27 protein-coding genes are annotated in these 24,773 nt (G+C 40.7%); 26 read left to right on the top strand and 1 reads right to left on the bottom strand.

The annotated features are described in order from the left end of the window. The first annotated feature begins 2 nt into the window (after window positions 1-2). From panC to ACP8HI_RS11550, 20 genes are all read left to right on the top strand, one after another. Complete coding sequence (panC, locus tag ACP8HI_RS11645; RefSeq protein WP_438351232.1) at window positions 3-899, top strand: pantoate--beta-alanine ligase; 897 nt, start codon at window positions 3-5, stop codon at window positions 897-899. Beyond that, complete coding sequence (gene panD, locus ACP8HI_RS11640) at window positions 892-1,275, top strand: aspartate 1-decarboxylase (RefSeq protein ID WP_438351231.1); 384 nt, start codon at window positions 892-894, stop codon at window positions 1,273-1,275. Before panC ends, panD begins: the two co-directional genes overlap by 8 nt. Window positions 1,276-1,415: 140 nt before the next feature. Beyond that, entirely contained in the window at window positions 1,416-2,045 is a 630-nt protein-coding gene (locus tag ACP8HI_RS11635; protein ID WP_438351230.1) for a tetratricopeptide repeat protein, read from the top strand. A gap of 137 nt (window positions 2,046-2,182) precedes the next feature. Further along, window positions 2,183-5,044 carry an ATP-dependent DNA helicase DinG gene (gene dinG, locus ACP8HI_RS11630; protein ID WP_438351229.1) on the top strand — a complete coding sequence of 954 codons (2,862 nt, stop codon included), beginning with the start codon at window positions 2,183-2,185 and terminating at the stop codon, window positions 5,042-5,044. A 34-nt stretch (window positions 5,045-5,078) separates the two neighbouring features. Beyond that, on the top strand, window positions 5,079-5,753 hold the full coding sequence (locus ACP8HI_RS11625; protein WP_438351228.1) for a redox-sensing transcriptional repressor Rex: 675 nt from the start codon (window positions 5,079-5,081) through the stop codon (window positions 5,751-5,753). Then, window positions 5,719-7,029 carry an amidohydrolase gene (locus ACP8HI_RS11620; RefSeq protein WP_438351227.1) on the top strand — a complete coding sequence of 437 codons (1,311 nt, stop codon included), beginning with the start codon at window positions 5,719-5,721 and terminating at the stop codon, window positions 7,027-7,029. The genes ACP8HI_RS11625 and ACP8HI_RS11620 overlap by 35 nt, the downstream gene beginning before the upstream one ends. A gap of 41 nt (window positions 7,030-7,070) precedes the next feature. Next, a complete protein-coding gene (locus ACP8HI_RS11615; RefSeq protein WP_438351226.1) occupies window positions 7,071-7,616 on the top strand; it encodes a cell wall elongation regulator TseB-like domain-containing protein in 546 nt (181 codons plus the stop codon). 530 nt (window positions 7,617-8,146) lie between these two features. After that, entirely contained in the window at window positions 8,147-8,677 is a 531-nt protein-coding gene (locus tag ACP8HI_RS11610; RefSeq protein WP_438351225.1) for a hypothetical protein, read from the top strand. Next, window positions 8,670-10,172 (top strand): AAA family ATPase, encoded by a 1,503-nt coding sequence (locus ACP8HI_RS11605; protein ID WP_438351224.1) that lies wholly within the window; start codon window positions 8,670-8,672, stop codon window positions 10,170-10,172. The genes ACP8HI_RS11610 and ACP8HI_RS11605 overlap by 8 nt, the downstream gene beginning before the upstream one ends. Window positions 10,173-10,305: 133 nt before the next feature. Then, on the top strand, window positions 10,306-11,178 hold the full coding sequence (locus ACP8HI_RS11600) for a 3-hydroxyacyl-CoA dehydrogenase family protein (protein ID WP_438351223.1): 873 nt from the start codon (window positions 10,306-10,308) through the stop codon (window positions 11,176-11,178). Further along, entirely contained in the window at window positions 11,175-12,380 is a 1,206-nt protein-coding gene (locus ACP8HI_RS11595; RefSeq protein WP_438351222.1) for an acetate kinase, read from the top strand. Before ACP8HI_RS11600 ends, ACP8HI_RS11595 begins: the two co-directional genes overlap by 4 nt. A 42-nt stretch (window positions 12,381-12,422) precedes the next feature. Beyond that, on the top strand, window positions 12,423-13,718 hold the full coding sequence (asnS, locus tag ACP8HI_RS11590) for an asparagine--tRNA ligase (protein ID WP_438351221.1): 1,296 nt from the start codon (window positions 12,423-12,425) through the stop codon (window positions 13,716-13,718). 20 nt (window positions 13,719-13,738) lie between these two features. Beyond that, complete coding sequence (locus ACP8HI_RS11585; RefSeq protein ID WP_438351220.1) at window positions 13,739-14,440, top strand: DnaD domain-containing protein; 702 nt, start codon at window positions 13,739-13,741, stop codon at window positions 14,438-14,440. Between the two features lie 275 nt (window positions 14,441-14,715). Continuing rightward, the gene (locus ACP8HI_RS11580) at window positions 14,716-15,804 is read left to right on the top strand and encodes a Gfo/Idh/MocA family protein (protein ID WP_438351219.1); all 1,089 of its coding nucleotides are present in this window, start codon (window positions 14,716-14,718) and stop codon (window positions 15,802-15,804) included. 10 nt (window positions 15,805-15,814) lie between these two features. After that, window positions 15,815-16,075: a hypothetical protein gene (locus tag ACP8HI_RS11575; protein ID WP_438351218.1), complete on the top strand. Its 261-nt coding sequence runs from the start codon at window positions 15,815-15,817 to the stop codon at window positions 16,073-16,075. Between the two features lie 76 nt (window positions 16,076-16,151). Then, a complete protein-coding gene (locus ACP8HI_RS11570; RefSeq protein ID WP_438351217.1) occupies window positions 16,152-16,694 on the top strand; it encodes a hypothetical protein in 543 nt (180 codons plus the stop codon). A gap of 105 nt (window positions 16,695-16,799) precedes the next feature. Further along, window positions 16,800-17,276, top strand: a complete 477-nt coding sequence (locus tag ACP8HI_RS11565; RefSeq protein WP_438351216.1) for a nucleotidyltransferase family protein — start codon at window positions 16,800-16,802, stop codon at window positions 17,274-17,276. Window positions 17,277-17,318: 42 nt separating this feature from the next. After that, the gene (locus ACP8HI_RS11560) at window positions 17,319-17,708 is read left to right on the top strand and encodes a tautomerase family protein (RefSeq protein WP_438351215.1); all 390 of its coding nucleotides are present in this window, start codon (window positions 17,319-17,321) and stop codon (window positions 17,706-17,708) included. Window positions 17,709-17,770: 62 nt separating this feature from the next. Beyond that, window positions 17,771-18,193 carry a DUF1801 domain-containing protein gene (locus tag ACP8HI_RS11555; protein WP_438351214.1) on the top strand — a complete coding sequence of 141 codons (423 nt, stop codon included), beginning with the start codon at window positions 17,771-17,773 and terminating at the stop codon, window positions 18,191-18,193. 21 nt (window positions 18,194-18,214) lie between these two features. Beyond that, window positions 18,215-18,781: a DUF1697 domain-containing protein gene (locus ACP8HI_RS11550; RefSeq protein ID WP_438351213.1), complete on the top strand. Its 567-nt coding sequence runs from the start codon at window positions 18,215-18,217 to the stop codon at window positions 18,779-18,781. Between the two features lie 365 nt (window positions 18,782-19,146). Here ACP8HI_RS11550 and ACP8HI_RS11545 read toward each other — a convergent pair whose 3' ends face one another. Beyond that, on the bottom strand, window positions 19,147-19,491 hold the full coding sequence (locus ACP8HI_RS11545) for a hypothetical protein (protein WP_438351212.1): 345 nt from the start codon (window positions 19,489-19,491) through the stop codon (window positions 19,147-19,149). A gap of 190 nt (window positions 19,492-19,681) precedes the next feature. Here ACP8HI_RS11545 and ACP8HI_RS11540 point away from each other — a divergent pair, with 190 nt between their 5' ends. The 6 genes from ACP8HI_RS11540 to ACP8HI_RS11515 all read left to right on the top strand — a co-directional run bounded on the left by ACP8HI_RS11540 (window position 19,682) and on the right by ACP8HI_RS11515 (window position 24,751). After that, complete coding sequence (locus tag ACP8HI_RS11540) at window positions 19,682-20,380, top strand: SAM-dependent methyltransferase (protein ID WP_438351211.1); 699 nt, start codon at window positions 19,682-19,684, stop codon at window positions 20,378-20,380. 33 nt (window positions 20,381-20,413) lie between these two features. Continuing rightward, complete coding sequence (locus ACP8HI_RS11535; RefSeq protein ID WP_438351210.1) at window positions 20,414-20,986, top strand: hypothetical protein; 573 nt, start codon at window positions 20,414-20,416, stop codon at window positions 20,984-20,986. A 162-nt stretch (window positions 20,987-21,148) separates the two neighbouring features. After that, window positions 21,149-21,628, top strand: coding sequence for a GNAT family N-acetyltransferase (locus tag ACP8HI_RS11530; protein ID WP_438351209.1), 480 nt, complete (start codon window positions 21,149-21,151; stop codon window positions 21,626-21,628). 70 nt (window positions 21,629-21,698) lie between these two features. Then, window positions 21,699-22,217 carry a sigma-70 family RNA polymerase sigma factor gene (locus ACP8HI_RS11525; RefSeq protein ID WP_438351208.1) on the top strand — a complete coding sequence of 173 codons (519 nt, stop codon included), beginning with the start codon at window positions 21,699-21,701 and terminating at the stop codon, window positions 22,215-22,217. Next, window positions 22,210-23,631: a DUF4179 domain-containing protein gene (locus tag ACP8HI_RS11520; protein WP_438351207.1), complete on the top strand. Its 1,422-nt coding sequence runs from the start codon at window positions 22,210-22,212 to the stop codon at window positions 23,629-23,631. The genes ACP8HI_RS11525 and ACP8HI_RS11520 overlap by 8 nt, the downstream gene beginning before the upstream one ends. A gap of 199 nt (window positions 23,632-23,830) precedes the next feature. Next, a complete protein-coding gene (locus ACP8HI_RS11515) occupies window positions 23,831-24,751 on the top strand; it encodes an EamA family transporter (RefSeq protein ID WP_438351206.1) in 921 nt (306 codons plus the stop codon). Window positions 24,752-24,773 lie beyond the last annotated feature (22 nt).

The following is a 24,773-nucleotide window of genomic DNA, read 5'->3' as shown; positions in this document are numbered from 1 at the left end:
TCATGGAAGTAATCAGAAGTATCATTGAATTAAGACAAGCGATTAAGCGATATAAAGTGAATCATATGGTGGACAGCAAGATTGGATTAGTTCCAACGATGGGTTATCTTCATGGTGGACATGCTAGCTTAATGACTCGTGCTCGTGAGATGAGTGATGTGGTCGTTGTAAGTATTTTTGTGAATCCGATTCAATTTGGACCCGGGGAGGATTATGAGACATATCCTCGAAATGAAGAGCGAGACTTAGCTTTGGTGGAAATCCAAGGTGCAGATATTGTATTTATCCCCACGGTGGATGAAATGTATCCTCAACCGACGAAGACGAAGATTATCGTATCTGAGAGAACTGAGTTACTGTGTGGCGCATCGCGTCCAGGGCATTTCGACGGTGTGACGACAGTGGTCAGTAAACTGATGAATATTGTCCAGCCTGATCTTGCATTCTTCGGGATGAAAGACGCACAGCAAATCGCTGTACTTCAGCAAATGGTTCGGGATCTGAATATGAATGTGGAAATCGTACCGTGTCCTATCGTTCGTGAGAAAGATGGGCTTGCCCTCAGTTCAAGGAATGTGTATCTGAGCTCAGAAGAGCGTCGACAAGCATTAGTGCTCTCTCGTTCTCTACGTGAGGTGAAAGGCGAACTGGATGATGGAAAGACTGTAACTGCCTCAGAGGTTCGCGAGAAGCTTACGTCTATGATTGTTAGTTCTCCGCTCGCTGTTATAGATTACGTTCAAGTGCTGACTTTTCCTGAATTGATTCTTTTGCAAGATGATGAATTGCTTGCAGACGTTCATGATCAAGTGATGATGGCTGTAGCTGTAAAGTTCGGTACAACCCGATTGATTGATAATATATTGTTCATGCCAAAGGAGGCTCTTTCTCTTGTTTAGACATATGATGAAGTCCAAGATCCATCGAGCAACAGTAACGGAAGCGAATTTAAACTATGTGGGCAGTATTACGATAGATGAGAATTTGATGGAAGCGGCAGATTTACTTGAGAATGAAAAAGTTCAAATTGTAAATAACAATAATGGCGCTCGTCTAGAAACATATGTTATTCCTGGTCCACGGGATAGTGGTGTCATTTGTCTGAATGGAGCAGCGGCACGATTAGTTTCTCCTGGAGATACTGTGATTATTATTTCATATGCCGTCATGTCTCAAGAAAACTTAAGTTCACACAAACCTACTGTAGTCTTTGTTGATGAGAACAATAAACCTGTTCAATTGATGGAGAAAGAAGTTCATGGGACGATTATGTAATAAGGCTTAATGAACATAAGATGCAATGTATGGTATCGACGCATGAAAAGAACCACTTCTACAAAAAATGATATTAGTTAGATCGCACTAATCAGTTCAATCGCACTAATATCATGATTGTTAAAGGTGGGATGCAGATTATGTTTCAACATGTATTCGCTGAAATGAACGACATGTTAGAGGAGATTATCAAGCATTACCCAACAGCACAAGATACTCAAAAGCAATATATGATCCAGAGATGGAACATGCTTAAAGCGATGAGTGATGGAATTATTGAGGAATGGCTTTCCTTTGAAGACAAAATGGGCGCTTTTCGAGAATATACGTTATTACCACCCATTTTTCCTCTAGGTGCTACACCTGAAATGGAGACGGAGTCTTTTGTAAGGGGTCAGGGTTACTTCAAATTAATGATGTATCGTCAATCTATACAGCAATTTTCTGTTATCATCATGGATGTCCCTGACAGTTTGCTTGCAAGAATGTATATTGCGATGGCTCATCTTCATTTAGAAGAGACGTCAGAAGCGCTTAAGCAATTCCAATGGATTCTTCCCCTGACTGAACATAAAAGGCTTAAAGCAATGATCTATAACGCACTTGGATGTATTCAGGTTAAACTTTCGGATACGAGGAAAGCTCAGGAGTACTTCGCATTGGCAATGCAAAATGATCCAACACTAGCTGATCCACTTGTGAATATACAAGTGTGCAACGACAACCGTGGTCAACTCCAATATGGAAGTCAGCTCATTTCATTGAATTAACTGGATGAACGTAATGAAGCGATGCCTGCTAAGCGTGAGCGACGGGGCATCGCCTTTTTTGCACCTCAAATTAATGAATAAAATGAGAACTTCTGTTATGCTGTAAAAGAGACTGGATTGAAAGGGAATAATAGAACATGAAATTTGCTGTATTGGATTTTGAAACTACTGGTAACCAACCCGGTGATGAGATCATTCAAGTAGGACTTGCCATTATTGAGGAAGATCAATCGATATCTCGTGTATACGGATCTTACGTTAATCCGGGTATCCCCATTCCTCCTTTTATTAGTAATTTAACTGGAATTTCCAATAGTGACGTTGAGAACGCTCCTTCCTTAGAAGAAATGATGATGGAGTTAGTTCCCTTATTAGATGACGTTGTTTTGGTAGGCCATAATATCGCATTCGATTTCAATTTCTTACAGAACTCACTTGATCGATGTGGTTATTTGCCATACGCGGGACGGCTGCTTGATACCATTGATTTTCTTAAAATATGTTTTCCGTCATTAACGACCTATCAATTAGGGCTTGTATCCTCGCAATTCGGTATTCAGCATGATCGACCCCATCAAGCGGATAGTGACGCGCTAGCTACTGCGCATGTATTGTTGAAATGTTTGGATGAATTGGTTAGTCTTCCACTGATTACTTTACAGCGCCTAAGTGAGCTATTTATGGATGAGGACAGTGATTTAGCTTGGTATTTCGACGCGCTGTGTAGGGAGAAAGAGAAGGAGCCTGCACAGGATCTGGAGAGTCATACATTTTATCGCCAATTAGCTTTGGCTGTTGAAGATTGGACGGATATATCAACGCCGCGGGATGATGCAGATGATAACCCTCTGAAGAATGTCGATTTCCCGGAGTATCTTGCTCAGATTGAGGAAGGGCTCCGCTCGATTATGCCACAGTATGAAGCTCGCGAATCACAAAGTATGATGTTCACTGAGGTAATGAATGCACTTGATCAAGAGAAGCATCTTCTTATTGAAGCGGGAACAGGAACTGGGAAATCTCTAGGGTACTTAATTCCGGCTATTTATCAGAGTGTGAAGCGTGAACAGAAAGTCATGGTAAGCACGCATACGATTAACCTTCAGGAGCAGTTGCGAGAGCGAGATATACCACTATTGACTCAAGTTGTTCCTTTCCCCTTCAAAGCAGCAATTTTCAAGGGGAGACAACATTATTTGTGTTTGAGAAAATTTGAACATAAAATAAATAGACGGGACTTTACAAATCCTAAAGAGGACTTGATCTTAGCCGCACAAATGATTGTGTGGTTAACACAGACAGAGACAGGTGACGATGAAGAACTGAATCTAGGAGCTCGCGGTGGGGATTTCTGGGAAACCGTGTCCAGTGACTCGGATTCTTGCTTAGGACGTGCCTGTCCATGGTTTCGTAAATGTTATTACCATCGTGCAAAGCATGAAGCAGGTATAGCAGATGTAGTGATTACCAATCATTCGAAGCTGTTCACAGATATAAAGGCAGGACATCAGCTATTGCCTGCTTACGAGTATTTAGTTATTGATGAAGCGCATCATTTGGAGGAAGTTGCCGGTAAACACTTAGGCCTTCATATGAGGTATTTCAATGTGATCCACACTTTATCGCGACTTTACAAAGATAACAGGAATGGTCAATTCCCTGTTCTTCGACAACAGCTACATTCTTCAAACGATGAGAAGGCTGCCGACTGGGCTCTATTGACGGATCGTATGAGTGGTGATTTAGTCGACGTGAAGGAACATTGGGATAGACTAAGCGATATGCTATTTGCTCTGTTACCTGAGCGAAGTGATGCTGCCCCAGGGGATACGGGACAGTTCGTGCTACGCTTACAGCCTTCCAAGAAACCGAAGGATTGGGAAGTGCTGAAAGAAATAGAGAATCAGATTTATGTAACGCTAGGCGAAGTCATTCGTAGTTCAGACAAAATGATAAATGAAATCAGAGAAAATCTGGAGGATTTTAATTTCGAGAGTCTGCTTACGGACATCAGTGGTCTTGTGAAAGATTTAGCATCCCAGCGTGAAGACTTACATTTCTTCATATCACTTAACGATGCAGGAAATGTATACTGGATGGAGGCTAATGGTCACTACCGGAGTAAATCTCTACAAATGTATGCGGTTCCTGTAGATGTAAGCCAGCAGCTAAAGGAAGTATTCTTTGATAAAAAGAAAAGCATTATTCTAACTTCCGCTACGTTGTCAATCGACAAATCTTTTCAGTATATGATTGAAAACTTGGGGCTTCAAGAAGCCTCGGATCAAGACCAGCTAGTAACTGTTCAGTTGCCGTCTCCTTTTCGTTATCGAGATCAGGCATTGCTGATCATCCCGCGTGATTTCCCAAGTGTGAAGGGGAGTATAGGTGATGCACTCTTCGTCGAAACACTTGTCAAATCACTGGCTGAAACGGCTATCGTTACACAGGGTCGAATGTTAGTATTGTTCACTTCTTATCGCATGCTTCGTCAAGTCTATGAGCCTTTAAGTAAAGCTCTTTCTTCAACGGATATTGCCGTACTAGGACAAGGTGTAGACAATGGGAGCCGAAGTAAGTTGATCCGCCGTTTCCAAGATAGTAGTGCCTCGGTACTTCTAGGAACGAACAGTTTCTGGGAAGGGGTAGATATCCCAGGAGAAGCATTGACTTGTTTAGCGATTGTCCGACTTCCTTTTCAACCTCCTAATCATCCACTTGTGGAGGCGAAGAGTGAACTTTTACAGCAACAAAAGAAAAATCCTTTCATGAAACTGTCAGTACCTCAAGCGGTTATTCGCTTCAAACAAGGATTTGGACGATTAGTGCGTACGGCGAGTGATCGGGGAATCGTCATTGTGTATGATACACGTGTGATTGAATCTTATTACGGGAAGTATTTCCTGTATTCATTACCTGGTCCCAAGATGGAACATATGCCGACCCATCAAATGGTTTCAAGAATTTCGGAATGGCTAGAAGACGGACAGCGTCCTTGATCAATGTATTAGCTATTCATTAGGAGGAGCAAAAATGAAATCTGATAAAATTTCAGAAGCTGTTGTACGCAGATTACCCATTTATTTACGTTATCTAACGGAACTTCAGAGACGGGAAGTAGCTACAGTTTCCTCACAGGAATTAGGTCAAAGGCTTGATTTGAACCCTGCACAAATTCGTAAAGATCTTGCATACTTTGGCGATTTCGGCAGAAAAGGTATTGGCTATGACGTGGCTTATTTAATAGAGAAAATACGACATATACTTAATTTGGATCAACAGATCAATGTCGTTCTGGTAGGTGCGGGTAATCTAGGACATGCATTATCCAATTATAATGCTTATCTGAAAGAGAATTTAAAGATTGTCGCCGTATTTGATGCATATCCAACAAAGGTTGGAACACATATTAACACATTGGAAGTTCAACCTATGGAGGAACTCTTCGATACGATTAAGAAGTATAATATTCGAATTGGAATCATTACAGTTCCTGAGCAAGAAGCTCAGGAGGTTGCTGATAAATTGATTGAAGCAGGAATTGGAGCCATATTGAATTTCGCTCCAACGATATTAAAGGCCCCAGCGCATGTTCGTATTCATGCAGCTGATTTCACTACGGATATGCTTAGCCTTGCGTATTACTTGGTTAATGGAAAGGGAGATTCAGACGATGGTGAACGACAAAGCGCAGAAGTGGATCATTAAGAATGGTACGTTTGCTGTTCTGAACAATGAACAGCCTGTATTGAAAGGTTATATGCTCGTAGAGGATGACTTGATTACGTATATTGGTGAAGACATGCCGGTAGTTGGTGAGGACATTCCGGTAGTGGATGGGAGTCATCTCTTATTCTTACCAGGTCTTGTGAATACACATGGGCATGCTGCTATGTCATTGCTTAGAGGTTATGGCGACGATCTGTCTCTACAAGTATGGTTGCAGGAAAAAATGTGGCCAATGGAAGAGAAATTCACTTCTGAAGATGTCTATTGGGGAACATCCTTATCTGTGTTGGAAATGCTTAAAGGTGGCACAACGACTTTTCTAGATATGTATGATCAAATGGATCAAGTAGCTAAAGTGGTTCAAGAATCCGGAATTCGTGGCGTGCTAACTAGAGGTGTTATCGGATTCTGTTCTGCGGAAGTCCAACAACATAAACTTCAGGAAGCGATCACTTTTGCGAAAAATTGGAACGGTCAAGCAGAGGGTAGAATCACGACGATGATGTCGCCTCATGCACCTTATACTTGCCCTCCAGATTACTTCGAGAAGTTTGTCCAAGCTGCACATGATCTTGATCTGCCGATGCATACACATATGTCCGAGACGTTGAGCGAAGTAGCGCAGAATGTAGCGGATTATGGTCTTCGACCTGTTCAACATTTAGAGAAGCTTGGCATGTTTACACGTCCTTCGATTGTTGCACACGGTGTGCACCTAAATGATGAAGAGATCGAGATACTAGCAACCCATCAAGTTGGCGTATCACATAATCCAGGAAGTAACTTGAAGCTTGCGAGCGGTATCGCGCGTGTAACAGACCTCTTGAAGGCAGGAGTGCCTGTATCGCTTGGAACAGATGGTCCGGCAAGTAATAACAATCTGGATATGTTTGAAGAGATGCGGCTTGCTGCTCTCATTCACAAAGGGGTTTCTGGTGATCCAACAGCTATTCCGGCTGCTGAGGCACTGCGGATGGGTACAATATATGGTGCGAAGTCGTTGTTTCTAGATACAGTAGGAAGGTTGGCTCCGGGCATGAAGGCAGATTTCATCGCACTGAATACGGATCAGGCTCATTTCTTACCACATACCGATTTCATCTCACACTCAATCTATTCTGCGAGTGCCAAAGATGTAGAACATGTATGGGTTGATGGTAAGCAAGTTGTGAAGAATGGTGTTTGTCTTACTCTAGACGAAGAACGTATACACCATGAAGCGCAATCTGCTTTCGAGGGCTTACTCAACCGTTAAGGTGTGAGTTATTCCTTATTCCTGAAGAAAGGAAGTTCAGGTTGAAGAAGATTAATATCAAGAACAAGAGCATGAACATGAACAAGAAGAAGATCATTTGGTTAAGTATTGCGGTCGTGATCGTTCTGCTATTCGGACTCTTTCGCTATTACATATACATTATGCAGGATCAATGGAAACAAGAAGATATGGCTATTGCTGCAGCGAAGCAGCATAGTGAATTAATTCATGTTACTCGTACCTCCAAATCGGTCTGGAACAATGTCGTCTGGGTTATCGAAGGTAAGGATCAAGTCGATCAGAATATAATTGTCTGGGTTCCATTAACGAGTGATTACGAAGTGAATGATACTCCTAGAGCGATTCGAAGTGAACTATTGAAGGATGGATTATCCAAAAGTCAAATGATACTTCTTATCGAAAAGGAACTTTCAAATATGAAAGAAACTCATTTGCAACTTGGCTTATTCAATGGAACTGCTGTCTGGCAGCTATTTTACAAAGAACAGGATCATTATAATTATCGCTTCTATCGATTTAGTGATGGTACACAAATAGGCGAACAATTTACATTGCCAAACCGTTAAATCAATAAACCAGCTGAGCCATTCTTTTAGGATGATTCGGCTGGTTTTATTGTTTGTTTTGGGATCTGACGAGTTCAGATGGGCTCTGATTGCGCGGTGAGAGGAACAGTTGCAGTATGGTCACTTAATTGATGGGAAAAGTACGGTGCAGCAGAAATAGATGTAATAATGGCAGTTAAAAGTGGCGAAAACGATGAAAAGTGGGTTTGTCCAGTAACTAGATACCATGAATGCAACTAAAGTTAGCTTTATGATGATTCGTTCGAATTTAAGTGCGCTTTATGCAACTGTGTGATTGGTGAAGGCGAATGTCGTAATCCTAGTGACATTATTAACAAATACATATATTCTCAGAAAATAAGTGTATACGATATGATATACTAATTCATGCAGGAAATATATACGAATTGATATACTCATATTATTAGGTTCTAAACCATAATCAATACCGGCAGGAAAGAATAGATGATGTACGAAGTAGCGATATCATACATGAATACCCAGAATGACTCGCGAAGGGAGATAGTTATATGAAGTTACGAATTATTCCGGTTGCACTAACGGTGGTCATTTCAGGTGCGCTCTTATTTGGTGGGTGGTTCGGTTATCGGCAGATAGCTCAGCAGAATCCGCTTCAAAATATAGTTAAGGAATATGTGGGTGTTAATGAGTACCAACTGGAAATTACCCGTAATGAGGTCGTTGTGAAGCTTGATGTTATACCTGGGACGAAAATATCAGGATTAGTTCAACAACTTACGACTGAGGGGAAATCTATCATTGGGAAAAGGATGTTAAAGCTCGATGTGGTTGATCACTCCAACGATACATTAGATGAGTTCTGGGATCAGGCGATGTTCCCTGTCGCAGAAGCTATGGAGAATAGACAATATACACAGATTGTTGAGAAATTAAACAAGATGGAACACAATACAACTGTAAAAGTGACAACTGAAATGGATGCTAAGAACGTGTATGTCAGTCTAACCGATGGAGAGGGCAGTAAGTTTATTATTCTGCCACGCGAGCCAGGAGTATTGGGGGTGTGGAACAATGCCTAAGTGGAGCAAAGAAATATTGATCGGATTTGCGCCGGTTCTACTTATCTTTCTCGTCTATATTGGTGTGAATATTATTCCGATTCTAATTGTTGGAATACTTGTGGGTGGATTGCTATTATTTGTGAATAAGCGTGGTGGGATTGCAGTAGGTGCAATGGCAGACCGGAAGCGCAAGGAGAAAGGTCCAGGCAAGCTGACTTTTGATGAAATTGGTGGGCAGGAGCATCCGAAAGAGGAATTGATGGAAGCACTCGATTTTCTCATTAGACATGAAGAAATTCAGAAATTTGGTATTCGCCCATTGAAGGGAATCTTACTCACAGGACCTCCAGGAACAGGGAAAACACTACTCGCTAAAGCTGCCAGTCAGTATACGGATTCTGTATTTGTTGCTGCATCGGGCAGTGAGTTCGTTGAGATGTACGTCGGCGTCGGTGCTGGGAGAGTTCGTGATTTATTCCGTGACGCGAGAACCCGTGCAGCGAAGGAAAACAAGAAAAGTGCAGTTATATTTATTGATGAGATTGATGTCATCGGTGGTAAACGTGAAGGCGGACAGCAACGTGAGTATGACCAGACTTTAAATCAGTTATTAACGGAAATGGATGGCATTTATAATTCAGAAAGTCCTAGGATACTACTCATAGCTGCAACCAATCGCAAGGAAATGCTGGATAGTGCACTTCTTCGTCCAGGACGGTTCGACCGTCATATTCAAGTGGATCTTCCTGATAAAAAAGGTCGCAAGCATATTCTTGAGCTTCATGCTAACAATAAGCCCATTCACGCAGACACTAATCTGGATAAGATTGCAGAAGAATCCTTTGGATTCTCGGGTGCACAGCTGGAGAGTGTGATGAACGAAGCTGCCATTTATATGATGAGAGAGAATAAGACCGAAATTGAACAACGACATTTATCAATGTCGATTGATAAAGTGATGATGGGTGAGAAGACAGATCGTGAGTCAACGCAGGAAGAGAAGAAGAGAGTGGCTATTCATGAATTAGGGCATGCCATCATGGCTGAAATTGTCCGTCCGGGCAGTGTTAGTCAAGTAGCACTTAGTCCGCGAGGTCAGGCGCTTGGGTATGTACGTCATAATCCTCAAGAGGAGCAGTATCTGTACACGAAGTCATTTCTAGAAGATCAAATTATGATTGCACTTGGTGGGGCTGCTTCAGAAGAAATATATTATGGTGGAAGAAGTACAGGATCTAGCAATGATTTCGAACAGGCACTGAATATTGTTCAGACGATGATGAAATCAGGATTAACCTCACTAGGTATTATTAATATTCAAATGGTGACTACAGAAGAGTTGATGAAAGAGAATAATGCCATTTTAGAACAATTAATGACACGAACAAGGGATGCTCTTGAACAGCACCGTAATATCTTTGACCAGTCACTGGATATCCTTTTAACCGAGGAGAATCTAACTGGAGAACAATTTCGATGTCTATTTCGTGAATATTCCCTTTTACCAGCATAAAACGTGATGCTGGTTATTTTTTTTTACTTTTGTTCCGTGCTAAGATATTATTAGATGTTGGAGTGGAATAATATATTTTTCGACAAGAAGGGTATATTACCGAATATAAAGACTAAAGGGAGTTGCATACCGAATGTTATTCAAAAAAATTGGTGTCATCGGTGGTGGCACGATGGGGCAAGGTATCGCAGAAATGCTAGCTACAAAAGGCATTGATGTATTGCTGGTTGAGAAAGATGTAGAGACGTTAAATTATTCTTATAATATGATAGAAGCAAGTCTCGACAAACAGCTTGAGAAATGGGGAATTACCCAAGCAGAGAAGAAGCTGATCCTAAGCAGAATTTATAAGGTTGTTCATTTCGCTGAACTGGGTACCTGTGATATGGTTATTGAGACCATTTATGAAGATCTTGATGCAAAGAAACAAGTATTCTCACAATTAGACCAAGTGTGTCCTAATAATATAATTCTTGCAAGTAATACATCTACACTAAGTTTAACGGAACTTGCAAGTTCCACGATGTATCCTGAACGTGTCATTGGAATGCATTTCATTCATCCTGTTGGCAAAGTAGATCTAGTTGAAATTATCCGTGGATTGAAAACATCAGACAACACTTTCTTAGAAACGAAAAAATTCGTAGAAGAAGTAGTGAGCAAGAAGGGTGTTATGATCTATGAGTCTCCTGGATTTGTTACTTCTCGATTAGTCTGTTTGTTAATTAATGAGGCACTGCATGTTCTTCAAGAAGGAGTCGCTTCTGCAGAAGATATCGATGACGCTATGCGTATTGGGTATCAATTCCAGGATGGTCCATTTGCGATGGCAGATCGTTTCGGATTAGATTCTATACTCGCAGCACTTGAAAGAATGTTCCGTGAATTCGGTGAATTGAAATATCGTCCTTCTACCATACTTAAGAAGATGGTTCGGGCAGGAAACTTAGGTGTTAAAACAGGTGAAGGATTCTTCAAGTACGATAAGGATGGTGAACGGGTATGAAAATTCTAGTTATTAATGCTGGAAGTTCTTCTTTGAAATATCAATTGTATGACATGACAGACGAATCTGTTCTGGCAAAAGGTCTTGTAGAGCGAATTGGTATGGATTCATCCATTATGACTCATAGTCCAACTGGGGGTCAGGAAGTAACTGAAGTTCAGGAGATTCTGGAACATACGACAGCTATTCGGAAAGTACTCTCTATGCTATTAGATCCAGTGCATGGTGTGATCAAATCGGTTGACGAGATACAGGCAGTAGGCCATCGTGTTGTCCATGGAGGCGAATCGTTTAAGTCCTCAGCTCTTGTTGATGATAAGGCTAAGACGGAAATTCGTCGCTTGATTGATCTAGCGCCACTTCACAATCCTGCGGCAATGATGGGGATTACAGCTTCAGAAGCTAACATGCCCGGTGTACCGATGGTTGTTGTTTTCGATACTGCCTTTCATCAAGAAATGCCTGAGAAGGCTTATTTGTATGCCATCCCGAAAGTTCTGTATAACAAGTACAAAGTACGCCGTTACGGCTTCCATGGTACTTCACATGAATATGTTAGTAAGGCAGCAGCGGAATTTCTTGGACAACCAATCGAGGACTTGAAGATTATTACCTGTCATATTGGAAATGGTGGTAGTGTAACTGCTGTACTAGGAGGAAGTTCCGTTGATACATCCATGGGTATGACTCCGTTAGAAGGCTTGATGATGGGAACTCGTAGTGGTGATCTTGATCCAGCGATTGTACCGTATGTTATGAATAAAGTAGAATTGACCGTGAATGAAGTGAACTCTATGCTTAATAAACATAGTGGACTCTTGGCAATATCCGGCGTTAGCAGTGATATGAGAGAAATAACAGATGGCATGGTGAATGGCGATGCGAATTGTACACTTGCCTTTGAAATGTATGAGTATCGTTTACGTAAATACATTGGTGCTTATGCTGCTGTTATGAACGGTGTCGATGCCATTGTATTTACAGCTGGTGTTGGTGAAAATTCAGTTGTTGTACGTGAGAAGGTATGTGAAAATTTATCCTATCTGGGAGTAGATATTGATGATGCACTCAATGCGGTTCGTTCGGGTGAACCACGTTTAATCTCAACTGAAAATTCCAAAGTAAAGGTTCTTGTCGTTCCGACGAATGAAGAATTGGTCATTGCCCGTGATACTTATCGTATTGTTAGTGAAGCGAAATAGTTATTGTATTGAAAGAGTAGTTCATAAAGGAGAGATCTAAGGATGTCCACAAAAAGTGTGATTCGTGATGTGAATCAGCATGTTGGAGAAACAGTAACCATTGGAAGCTGGATCAACAACAAACGCTCAAGCGGAAAAATTCAATTTCTACAGTTGCGAGATGGATCAGGATATATTCAAGGTGTTGTTGTAAAGAGTGAAGTTTCAGAACAGGTATGGGATGATGCGAAGAGCCTAACACAGGAAAGTTCTTTGTATGTGACAGGCATTATTCGTGAAGAATCAAGAAGTGCATCGGGCTATGAAATGTCCGTTACTGGTATTGAAGTGATACATATCACTGAGAATTATCCGATTACCCCGAAGGAGCATGGTGTAGATTTCTTAATGGATCATCGTCATTTATGGCTTCGTTCGAACAAACAACGTGCCATTCTAGTCATCCGTGCAGAGATCATTCGTGCGGTTCGGGAGTTTTTTGATACGAATGGTTTTACTTTGGTAGATCCGCCAATCCTAACTCCGACATCTGCGGAGGGAACGACCAACCTATTCCATACGAAATACTTTGATGAAGACGCCTATTTAACTCAAAGTGGTCAATTATATATGGAAGCTGCAGCGATGGCTTTAGGCAAAGTGTATTCCTTCGGACCGACATTCCGTGCTGAGAAATCTAAAACACGTCGTCACCTCATTGAATTCTGGATGATCGAGCCAGAGATGGCTTTTACGGATCATGAGGAGAGTTTGTGTGTTCAAGAGAACTTCATTACTTATGTTGTGCAATCGGTTCTGAAGAATTGTCGCGTAGAATTGGAAGCGGTAGGTCGCGATATTTCCAAATTAGAACAAATTAAAGCGCCATTCCCGCGTATTACTTACGATGAAGCTATTGAGTTTCTACATGGACAAGGTTTCGATATTCCATGGGGCGATGACTTCGGTGCACCACATGAGACTGCTATTGCCGAAAGTTATGATAAGCCTGTATTTATAACACATTATCCTGTAGGGATCAAATCTTTCTATATGAAGCCAGATCCAAACCGACCTGAAGTGGTGTTATGTGCCGATATGATTGCACCTGAAGGATACGGTGAGATTATCGGTGGGTCGCAGCGTATTGATGATCAGGCATTACTTGAAGAGCGTTTTAAAGAACATAATTTATCACTAGAGACATACCAGTGGTATATGGATTTGCGTAAATATGGATCCGTACCTCATTCTGGTTTCGGTCTTGGTCTGGAGCGTACGGTGGCATGGATTTGCGGGCTGGATCATGTCCGGGAGACGATTGCCTTCCCACGTACGTTGTATCGTCTGTATCCTTAAATGAAGAGGTGGTGAAGCTCGTGGATAGTTCAGGGTGGAGAACATGGGCTGAGGGAGCTTCATCGGGAATGGGAGCGGGCGTAGCTGTGCTCCCATATGCTATATTCCGTTACTACCGCAGATTAAAGTTAAATGACAATGAACTATTATTGTTAATGCATCTGATGACTTTTAAGCAGGTGGAGCATAAGGAATTCCCGACGTTAGAAGATATGCAGGAGTTAACAGGGGGAACAACGGCAGAGATCTCTCTTACTTTGCAGAAGCTGATGAAGGATGGATTTCTCAGTATTGATGAAGAAGTCGACGAAGATAGTGGCATACAATACGAACGTTATAACGTATCTGGATTGTATGACAAATTAAGCATATGTATGGCGAATGATGCGAAGAATAAGGCGAAACTAGCTGCTGCACAGCGTGAAGAAGCGTTAGCAGGCGCAAAGGATCCTGAAGGTGAGCGTAATATGTTCACGATCTTCGAGAAAGAGTTCGGTCGTCCGCTATCACCCATGGAATGTGAGACGATAGCAGGATGGCTCGATCAGGATAAATATCTAGATGAACTCATACTAATGGCCTTGAAAGAAGCAGTATTTGCCGGTAAAGTTCACTTCCGTTATATCGACCGAATCTTACTGGAGTGGAGCCGCAACCGCGTCAAGAATGTGAATGACGCCAAAGCGTATACACAGAAATTCCGTAGTGGTGGTAGAAGTTAAACATATGGATTTCAAGAAGGGATGTCCCGAGCTGGCTTTGGGGCGTCTCTTTTTTTGTTTTGTTATGGATATCCATTAGCCAATGATTGGACTGCATCTAGCGGTTATCTCTGTGTAGTAAAGCTAGTGTATCACTTGCCGATGTGCTGGTAGAATAGTAATATTAAACACAAGGTACAGATTGTTATCTTCAAACTATCATTTTTCATAACAGTAATGGTAATCTAAATCAATATTAAATTTTGTACATATAACAGAAAAAGGCGGTGTACTACATGGGGAAACCTATTACTTTCAGTATCATAGGCGGCGGGGGATTTCGCGCACAATATTATTTGAGAATTGCGCAAGCGCTTCCAGAGTGGTTTCGTGTGAGTGGAATGGTTGTCCGTGACGAAGCTAAGGGAAAAGCGCTAGAAGAATTATGGCATGTGGCTACTTATAGGTCACTGGAAGAGCTCTTGGTAAATGAACAGCTAGATTTCGTCGTTCTATCGGTCAACCCTGCTTCAGCTATCGATTATATGCAACAACTGGCGGAGCAGGATATTCCTGTCCTTGCGGAAACACCACCCGCACCTGATCTTGAGGGGCTTCTGAATCTACACGACAAGCTTACCCTTCAAGGCGCACGTATTCAAATCGCCGAACAATATCAGTTTCACCCTATACAAGAAGCCCGGGAAACTATCATTAAGTCAGGGCAACTAGGTAAAGTGAATCAAGTGACAGTATCCATATCTCAATTTTATCACGCTGTCAGCTTAATCCGTAAAATGCTGGGAGTACAATTTGAGGAAGTGAGCATTCGAGGAATGAGATTTGAATCCGAATGGGTTGCAGGGCCTAATCGAAGCGGTCCTCCTACAGAAGATAAATTAATTAAGTCGGAGAGGGATTTGGCTTGGTTGGATTTTGGCGGGAAGTTGGGCATTTACGATTTCACCAAGGATCAGCATCGTTCATGGACTCGTTCAAACCATTTAAGTATCAGGGGCGAACGTGGAGAAATATTCGATCATCGAATCAGCATACAAGATCCTTCTTGCACACAAATACAAATGGAATTAAAGCGTATCAATAAAGGTGAATATGAGAATGCAGAAGGTTACTTCCTTAAAGGTATTATGGCGGGTGAGCGCTGGGTATATGAAAATCCATTTATGCCTGCGAGGCTGTATGATGATGAAATTGCTATTGCAGCCTGTTTACAGAAGATGGCGGATTATGTTGCTGGTGGACCTGAATTCTATGGTCTTCCCGAAGCGTCCCAAGATCACTATATCGGAATGCTAATTGAGCAGGCTATTAAATCTGGTGAGACCGTAATGTCGGTTCGACAACCATGGGCCGTGAATAAATAAAGTGGAGGTTTTGGAAATCGAACGAAGATTAGTGAAAGGATCTATTTATGGTTTTATAGTTGGTTTGGCTCTGGCAATTATATTCATATCAGATTCTCAAGGTGGGATTACAGGTTATCCAATTCCAATGCGGGAATATATACTTAAATTACTTAGGTTTTCTGTGAAAATTAGTTTAGCTACTACAGTATTTCTTTGGCTAAAAGGAATGTATTGGGACCCACGAAAAATGGGAAAGTCATCTTTTATAACTGATTTTGTTCAACGTTAAGAAAGGGTAGCATGATGTCGGTAGTTTTTCAGTTAACTGAATAATGAATGTATTTTCATGTGGAGGATTATTTAGCATGCTCAAAGAAAAATGGTATTGGGTTTCGATCTTATTTTGTTTATTATTAGTTGGTTGTACAGGTAATAACTCTCCAACAACAAATTTGGAGCAATTAGATATATCAGCCCTTGATATGGAAGATCAACTTCGTAAAGAAAATGCTATTCTCGAGGATCAAGTGAAGCAGCTTCAACGTAGACCAACTGAAACATTTATGATGGATCTTAGAGAGAACATGAATATTTCCTTCAAGATCTTACATGCGATGGAGAACAATGACTATGCCTATTTGGAGTCTGTATCAGCATCTGGACTATCGATAGACAAAGTAGAAAATCAAGTGGTATATATGTATGGTAGTCAAGAAGTCAGATTGGACTTTCTTAAAGGGATTCAATTGGATAATCTAGAATATTGGGGTTCTGGATACCTTGAAGATGAGGCAGGCTTTCAATTGATATTTGCTCATTACTTCGAAGAAACCCATGGTACAATCTATATCGATTTTATTCGGGAAGATGGTCGCTGGGTGTGTAATGGTATTATTACAAATGCTTAGAGCAATAAAGTGAATACGAAGGAGTCGATACGGCTGTCGAAATATACCAATACATTAATAAAGTTAATTAGTAATAATGATGAGATTATGAAAGATCTAAAAATAATGAGAGCGTTAAACCTGCCTAATTGGGTTGTTGCGGCGGGTTATGTGCGTAACTATATTTGGGATACGCTACATGGATATTCGACTAGAACACCATTAAATGATATTGATATCATTTATTATAATACGGAGGAACTGGATGAAGATATAGAGAAGGAATATGAGCGGATATTAGAACAGCAAACGGGTAGTTCGATATGGTCAGTTAAGAATCAAGCGAGAATGCACATCCGTAATGGGGATGAACCGTATCAATCAATAGAAGATGCCATGAGTCATTGGCCGGAGACAGTCACCGCGGTAGGAATTAGATTAGAAGATGATAATAGTATTTCATTAGTAAGCCCATATGGGCTTGAGGATTTGTTTGAATTCAGAGTAAGAAGAAGTCCTTTGTTCAAGGATGATTCTTATTATAAGTGCAGAGTGACCAAGAAGGATTGGAAAGAAATATGGCCGAAATTAGAGATAGATTGAGATGAACCTAGGATCTCTTGAACTTAAAGGTGGAGATAATGAATGACGCAGATTAAAATTTATGGGTATAAAGAAACGATAAATCCAATCAAAATGAAATTATCTGATGTGATTCATTCATGTGTGGTAGATGCGCTAAATTACCCTGTTGACAAGCGTATTCATCGTTTTTTTCCTCTTGATGAAGATAATTTTATTTTCAAAATCGACCGTTCGGAGAAATATATCATTATTGAGATCAGCATGTTTGAAGGTAGGACAGTCGAAGCGAAGAAAAGTCTAATACGGTTGTTGTTCCAACGAATAGAAGAAAGTTGTGGGATCGTACCTAACGATGTCGAAATTACAATTTTTGAAACTCCTCGCTGTAACTGGGGAATTCGTGGCTCAGCAGGGGATGAACTTCAATATGATTATAAGGTTGACGTCTAGTGTAGTATGATAAGCTAAGATTATTTACTAAATTATACTCAAAAATAGGAGAGATCCCTTACATGTATATACCAAAAACAAAAGAAACCGATAACAGTGTCATTGAGTTTATTGAGAATGTCGAAAATGTTAAGAAACGTGAAGATGCCTATCGATTATTAGATATTTTCACTGAAACGACCGGCTTTCAAGCAAAGATGTGGGGACCAAGCATTATTGGATTTGGTACCTATCATTATAAATATGATTCGGGTCATGAAGGGGATGCGGCGTTAGTAGGTTTTTCACCTCGGAAGGCCAAAATCAGTTTGTACTTTGCGACAGGCGATGCTAAACGAGATGAGTTATTAACAGACTTCGGTAAACATACGGCAGGAAAAGCTTGTGTGTATATTAATAAGGTGGCTGATATCGACGTAAAGGTATTGGAAGAGTTAATAAACCAATCCATACGTTTTTTGAAAGAGTTGTATCCCGATGACTGAATCCATTGAATAAAGAGGCGGGTGAGTTGGTTGACGATCTATATTGCGCTGTTACGAGGAATTAACGTAGGTGGAAAGAATATGATCAAAATGGCTGAATTGAAGGAAATGTTTGTAGCGATTGGACTGTTTCGAGTTCAAATGTATATTCAGAGCGGCAATGTTCTTTTTGAATCGAATGAGGAAGAAGAACCGCTACGGAAACGGATCGAAGATCAGATTGAGTTGGTATTTGGGTTTTCGGTCATTGTTGTGTTAAGAACAACGGAGGCGTTGAACAGAATTGTTGCGAACTGCCCATTCTCTGAGCAGGCTATATCCGAAGCGGAAGCATCGGCTGTTGGGGAGAGTCTTTACGTCTCTTTGTTACTTGAAGAACCTTCGCAGGAAGGGATTGAACGACTACGTGGTTACAAAAGTGAAAATGAGGAGTATCGAATGGAAGGTCGAGAGGTCTACCTTTTATTCCATCATAGTATTAGAAACTCCAAGCTTGCGAACAATCTTCAGAAGTTGGATGTACCTTCGACCGTTCGTAACTGGAAAACAATGAATAAGCTCGTTGCATTAGCAAATGACATGGTATGAGGACAATACAATCTAAATTTATTGAATGGAGGTCGTTAGGTGGCTAAATTTATAGAAGTAATAATAAGTATCGTACTGGGTTTCTTCACTGGAATATTGTTGAGTGGAGATGGTATAGACATACAAGAAAGTTCAATTCAAATATTACTTGGTTGTATTCTGTGGATCATGATATTTTCTTATTTTAAAAAGAAATAAACTCACTATTCAGGGAGTAATACATAAATTCGCCACAACCTAAGTCCTGGAATGGATTTAGGTTGTGGCGAAATACGCAATGTTATTTACTTGGCCAAACAGAATTAGTGCAATATTTACTTCCACATCGAAAACTCCTATATTAAGAGCTATGGATACGTGATTGATCAATCCTCCGGTTCTTCATTATGATATCCATTTAATAGATCTGTGCCATGTACAACTATAATTGGAGGTGTGGCTGGATCAATAGGGCTGTCCCTTTGGATAACATCAGCATCTGGAACATCTTCGAGAGCCGTCTCATTGACATCCTCGCTTGAATAATATTCAACGTCACTCTTTAGAGGAAGTTCACTAATACTTTGTGTAGTGATGGTATTTACGTCACGCAAATCATCTGTAGGGATGACTGATTCTGGATTTATAGAACGTGATTTTTCATATTGTTCATAGGTCAAATCTGCTGTTGTTTTTGGCTTATTTACGATGAAAAACATCTCCTTTTGCATGTCATTGTTTTTATCCTTTACAATATACCCTACTTCCAAAGTTAATAGTCCTATCCTGCTGGATCAATTCACTTTCTAAATGTTGTTAATTATGATAATTACAAAAACTATATTGTGGTATAATTTTCCTTGTAGCACAATTGTATTGTGAAGAGCTGAGAATAGTTGAGAAGAGGAATGGTGAGCCGAGATGAGTAAAGCAGAGATGAAATTGGATTTAAGTCGTATTGTGCTTATTGGGAGAACTTTTGATGAATACATGGCGATGTTCAACCTTTCTAAGGAGGATTTATTAGGTTGTAGAGTACTTGATTGTCCTGCTGGAGGATGTTCCTTCACAGCGATAGCTAGTCAGCTTGGGGCTGATGTAACTGCAACTGATATTGCATATTACCACGACTTTTCACAACTTGAAGAAAAGGGATTTCAGGATATAGAACATGTTATTGAGCATATGGAGAATGCAAAGGGTAACTTCTTATGGGATTATTTCAAATCAAGTGATGAGCTTAAAAAACATAGAATTCAGGCATTAACGGATTGTGCAGCGGATATGAAAAGTTCTCCCAACCGTTATGTTCCGGCAGAACTACCAACGTTACCTTTTCACGATAATCAATTTGATTTGACGCTCTCTGCACACTTCCTATTCATGTATGCAGATCGGTTGGATTATAACTTTCATTTAGACACAATCCGGGAACTGCTGCGAGTGACAACGCAAGAAATCCGTATATTCCCTTTAATTGATCTATCTTGCAAGAGGTATGAACATTTGGACAGGTTAATTGAAGATCTTCATAGACAAGGTTGCAGCACTGAAGAAATAATAGTTCCTTATGAGTTTCAAAAGGGTGCTAACAGTATGTTGAGAATATGTAAAAATTAGTTGAGAGATAGAACATCGAGGTGAAGTGAAGAAATGGACCGGATCAGGGGATTGTTACGAACGATGACTGGGCTTATAACAATCCTGTTTGTTATAGGGCTGCAAATGGGTTGTAGTGCAGATGTGGACGGAAATGGAAATCAGGTCGTGGATGAAAAGACGGAAACGATAGTGCAAGTTGATGGAAAAGTGAAGAGTATTCCTTATAAACAACTTTTATACTCGAAGAGTTCTCTAAATTTTGCTTGGGAGCGGGATAACTCTGATGGTCTGTCACAAGAAATAGTAGATAGATATGGAGAGTTTAAAACTTCAGTACCTGGCGGATTTATTGTAAAAGAAACGGACACAGAGTATTTCATATGTGTAAGCATTGGAGAAAAGGAATCCGTCACAAAGGGATTTGAAATTATATCGCTAACGTTGCCGGAAGAGAATACAGAGAAAGATCCAATTCTGAAAATTGATGTAATACCTGTAATGAATGAGAATAATTCGGATAAAAAAATGAAAGGGAAAGTCTTTATAAGATCCCTAATTAGTGTATCTAAGGAAGATTTACCTGACGGTATCGTTATCAATTCAATCATCATGAGTGGCAGTTAGGATCAGAAGGTTGACGTAGTTTTTATGGTGAATAATTTGGTCGTATTATCGATATCCATCATTAGAAAAAGTCAATCCTTTATTGGGATGGCTTTTTTGTTGTGCTATTGTGTAGTAAAATATGGGCGGAAGTGCCACCATTAATGAGAAGGAGGATACCCAATGGAAATTAGAAAATTCCAGTTATCAGATTTGAGTCAGATAGTTTCATTATTTTACGAAACAGTACATTCGGTCAACAAACAAGATTATTCGCAAGAGCAACTTGATGCTTGGGCTCCAAAGGATGAAGAGACGCTCAAGAAGACCACTTGGAGGGACTCATTGAGTCATAATGTTACCTATGTTGCGGAAAACAACGGTACAATCGTTGGGTTTGCTGACATGACTCAAAAGGGTTACTTAGATCGGCTTTATATACATAAAGATTTTCAAAGACAAGGAATAGCTTCAGCTTTAGTGAACTGTCTTGAATCCGAAGCAATCAGACTAGGCCTTATTGAAATGTATACAGATGCAAGTATTACGGCTAAGCCTTTTTTTGAATATCAGGGGTATCGCATAACTGAATCACAGGTTGTTGAGCGCAGAGGAGTTAAGTTAGTAAATTTCAAGATGATTAAAAATTTGGTGAACCATTAACAATATTTTATTTTACTAAAACCGTTTCGCCAGCTCGGCAGTCTAATAGGGGAAGGGACGGGGTGAGGGAGTGTCAACAGAAGAACTGGTGAAGGCAGCACAACTCGGGGACCATGTGGCATTTCACCAATTGGTTAGTGCTAATAATAAGAAACTGTACTCCATAGCCGTTGCGTATCTGAAGGACGAGAATGATGCGCTGGAGGCTATTCAAGAAGCGACATGCAAAGCCTATATTAAGCTTGTAAAGCTTAAGGAACCGAGATATTTCCAAACTTGGTTTATTCGCATCCTTATCCGATGTTGTATCGACGAACAAAAAAGGAAAAAGAAAAGGATGCCGTTGTTTCAGGTAACCGAACCGCTTGCAGCAGATCTCAAGCTGGATGATAAAATCAGGATGGAAATGGCTATCGATCTACTTGCTCCAAAACTACGCCATATCATCATCCTCAAATATTATGAGGATATGACGCTGAGTGAGATCGCCAATCTGTTGGAGAAGCCGGAAGGTACAGTGAAGACTTGGTTGAATAAAGCGTTAAAGGAATTACGAATCGCTTTTCGGAAGGAGGAAGAATATGCATAATCCAACTGAACAAGAAATGGACGATAAATTAGTGGACCGGATTGAGGTTGCCATTACGGAGGGGATTCGTCAAGGACAAACGAAGATGGCGTACCGTAAAAAACAAAGACGAAGACGATTTGCAGGGGCCATCGCAGCATCCATTCTGCTCTTCTCTTGTCTGTTCACCATTAAGGTGTCTCCGGTTTTTGCGGCTATCGTCGGTGATATTCCTGGACTTCAAAAGTTCGTTGATATGATCAACAACACGTCAGATAAAGGAATTAAACTAGCCTTAGATCATGATTTCATTCAACCAGTCGGCGTATCCGATGAGCATGAGGGTATGAAGTTCACGGTTCAAGGGATCATCGCAGATGACTCTCGGATGATTGTGTTCTACGACATTCAGTTGCCCGAGAATGATTATCCCGTCCGATTAGATCGATTCTCCCTTACTGATATCTCAGGTGAGAAGCTACAAGCTTCCATCAGTTACAATGATTCGAGGGAAGCGGATCAGGATTTCCAAGAAGCTGGGATTCAGCGCGGAACAGCAGAATTTGAGCTCCCACAAGGTGTATCATTGCCTAGTGAAGTGGTACTGAAGGTACTACTCACAAATTTGGAATCAACAAATACGTCAAATGTAACAAAGGATATGATCGTAGGTAATGAGGAAATTCCTGTTACCGGACTTGGGGACGTGGGCGGAACGGAGTTCAACGTGAACATACCAATTGATCAAGAGAAGTTCGCCGCACTTCGTCATGAGTATATACTCGGAGAAACCATCCAGATCGAAGGGCAGAAGGTCACCTTTTCCAAAGCGGTTGTTTCTCCATTACGTGTTTCATTGTATATGGACTATGACGATCATAATTCCAAACAAATTTTCGGTCCCGGTGATATTCAATTAGTAGATGACGAAGGTACTGTCTGGCGGAATATATCAGGGAGTATGGGTGTGGGGAGGAATCATCCAGTGTATCATTTCGAGAGTCCTTATTTCAAGGAGCCTAAGTGGTTGACCATTGAAGGAAGTTGGTTCCGTGCGCTCGATAGAAATCAGATGTCTGTCATAGTGGATACAGAAAAAGGTGAAATTCTTCAGGCGCCAGATGAGAAACTGAATCTCTATAAGATGACGAATCTCGAGAAAGCTTTGAAACTGGATTTCAGCCTTAGCATTCTCGATCCAGAAGACAATATGATGTATAATCTGTTTGATAGTGAATTTACCGATGCGAATGGCAAGCGGTACCCAACGGCAGATCTCGAGGAGATTATCAGTGGATATTTTGAAGGAAGAAGTATGAGAGAGCAACATTCACTGTATTATATAGAGAAAGACTCCTATGCACAGCCACTCACGTTAACGGTATACGACTATCCTGCCTACATCCGTGAGGCATATAAAATTCGTATAAAGTAAAATAATGCTATCTAATTATTTGGTATCTCACATTGACAGTAGCTCCAATTTACATTATAATATTAAAGGTTGCATAAGAGTATTCACAAACTCAGTTATATCTGAGAGACGAAATTTTTAAAAGGGAAACCTTTTTTTTCAGTCGTCACCTGTCCTTTGGACGGGTGGCGATTTTATTTTTTTAAAGGAGTGGTTTAGCTTGAACTTATTAAAATATTCAATTTTTGTCATATTGGGAGCCATCTCATATGGTACATTGTCGACGATGATTAAGCTTGGATTTGAAGACGGTTTTACTTCAGGGGAATTAGTGGGTAGCCAATACTTCGTCGGCTGGGTAATCATTGCTGCTATTTATCTGTTCTCATTTAACTACAAGATTTCATGGAAAAATGCGGGCCAACTGTTGATTACGGGTACGCTGACCGCCTTGGTGGGCATCACCTACGCGGTTTCTGTATCTGAACTGCCAGCCTCGATAGCGGTTGTATTCCTGTTCCAATTCACTTGGATAGGCGTTGTTATTGAAAGTGTACTAACTAGAACATGGCCAAGTAAGAGTAAATTAGTAGCCATCCTGTTATTAGTAATAGGTACATTGTTGGCGGGTGCTATCTTTGGCCAATCCTTAGCTTCATTGAGTATGAAAGGCGTGTTGTTTGGACTTCTTGCGGCCTTATTTTTTGCGATGTACTTGGTACTTACTTCAAGAGTAGCAACGCATGAAGCGGCTCCAAAAAGGTTGTTCTTTATTAGTACTGGAGCGCTCCTCGTGATATCTCTTTCAATAAATCCAATACATCTGGTTAGCCAACTGACAGAGACAAGCCTATGGAGCTATGGTTTACTGCTTGGGGTGTTTGGTGTAGTCGTTCCGTTCTTGTTATTTGCTATTAGTATGCCTAAAATTGGAGCAGGTTTAGGAACGATTCTGTGTGCTGCTGAATTGCCATCAGCTATGGTAGTTTCCGTCATCATTTTAGGAGAATTAGTTACGCCTCTACAATGGATTGGAATGATCTTGATTGTACTAGGAATTATGGCTCCAGAAATAATGGGAAGAATATCATTTGGACGCAAATCCGACAAAAGGTTGACTCCCTCCGAAAGGCATAGTTGATGTTCATTTCGTGTCATGAAAA

Origin of the sequence: Paenibacillus sp. FA6, assembly GCF_051550225.1 — a bacterium.
GTDB lineage: Bacteria > Bacillota > Bacilli > Paenibacillales > Paenibacillaceae > Paenibacillus_AQ.
The sequence above is the reverse complement of the archived record's forward strand: the minus strand, read 5'-3'. Positions and strand labels throughout refer to the sequence as shown.

Bases quoted from the DNA above. Each gene is read 5' to 3' on its own strand.
- ACP8HI_RS11535 (WP_438351210.1), top strand. From the start codon at position 20,414: ATGGACCGGATCAGGGGATTGTTACGAACGATGACTGGGCTTATAACA.
- ACP8HI_RS11635 (WP_438351230.1), top strand. From the start codon at position 1,416: ATGTTTCAACATGTATTCGCTGAAATGAACGACATGTTAGAGGAGATT.
- ACP8HI_RS11530 (WP_438351209.1), top strand. From the start codon at position 21,149: ATGGAAATTAGAAAATTCCAGTTATCAGATTTGAGTCAGATAGTTTCA.
- ACP8HI_RS11600 (WP_438351223.1), top strand. From the start codon at position 10,306: ATGTTATTCAAAAAAATTGGTGTCATCGGTGGTGGCACGATGGGGCAA.
- ACP8HI_RS11520 (WP_438351207.1), top strand. From the start codon at position 22,210: ATGCATAATCCAACTGAACAAGAAATGGACGATAAATTAGTGGACCGG.
- asnS (WP_438351221.1), top strand. From the start codon at position 12,423: ATGTCCACAAAAAGTGTGATTCGTGATGTGAATCAGCATGTTGGAGAA.
- dinG (WP_438351229.1), top strand. From the start codon at position 2,183: ATGAAATTTGCTGTATTGGATTTTGAAACTACTGGTAACCAACCCGGT.
- ACP8HI_RS11555 (WP_438351214.1), top strand. From the start codon at position 17,771: ATGTATATACCAAAAACAAAAGAAACCGATAACAGTGTCATTGAGTTT.
- ACP8HI_RS11570 (WP_438351217.1), top strand. From the start codon at position 16,152: ATGCTCAAAGAAAAATGGTATTGGGTTTCGATCTTATTTTGTTTATTA.
- panC (WP_438351232.1), top strand. From the start codon at position 3: ATGGAAGTAATCAGAAGTATCATTGAATTAAGACAAGCGATTAAGCGA.
- ACP8HI_RS11605 (WP_438351224.1), top strand. From the start codon at position 8,670: ATGCCTAAGTGGAGCAAAGAAATATTGATCGGATTTGCGCCGGTTCTA.
- ACP8HI_RS11540 (WP_438351211.1), top strand. From the start codon at position 19,682: ATGAGTAAAGCAGAGATGAAATTGGATTTAAGTCGTATTGTGCTTATT.
- ACP8HI_RS11610 (WP_438351225.1), top strand. From the start codon at position 8,147: ATGAAGTTACGAATTATTCCGGTTGCACTAACGGTGGTCATTTCAGGT.
- ACP8HI_RS11595 (WP_438351222.1), top strand. From the start codon at position 11,175: ATGAAAATTCTAGTTATTAATGCTGGAAGTTCTTCTTTGAAATATCAA.
- ACP8HI_RS11560 (WP_438351215.1), top strand. From the start codon at position 17,319: ATGACGCAGATTAAAATTTATGGGTATAAAGAAACGATAAATCCAATC.
- ACP8HI_RS11580 (WP_438351219.1), top strand. From the start codon at position 14,716: ATGGGGAAACCTATTACTTTCAGTATCATAGGCGGCGGGGGATTTCGC.
- ACP8HI_RS11620 (WP_438351227.1), top strand. From the start codon at position 5,719: ATGGTGAACGACAAAGCGCAGAAGTGGATCATTAAGAATGGTACGTTT.
- ACP8HI_RS11565 (WP_438351216.1), top strand. From the start codon at position 16,800: ATGAGAGCGTTAAACCTGCCTAATTGGGTTGTTGCGGCGGGTTATGTG.
- ACP8HI_RS11625 (WP_438351228.1), top strand. From the start codon at position 5,079: ATGAAATCTGATAAAATTTCAGAAGCTGTTGTACGCAGATTACCCATT.
- ACP8HI_RS11545 (WP_438351212.1), bottom strand. From the start codon at position 19,491: ATGCAAAAGGAGATGTTTTTCATCGTAAATAAGCCAAAAACAACAGCA.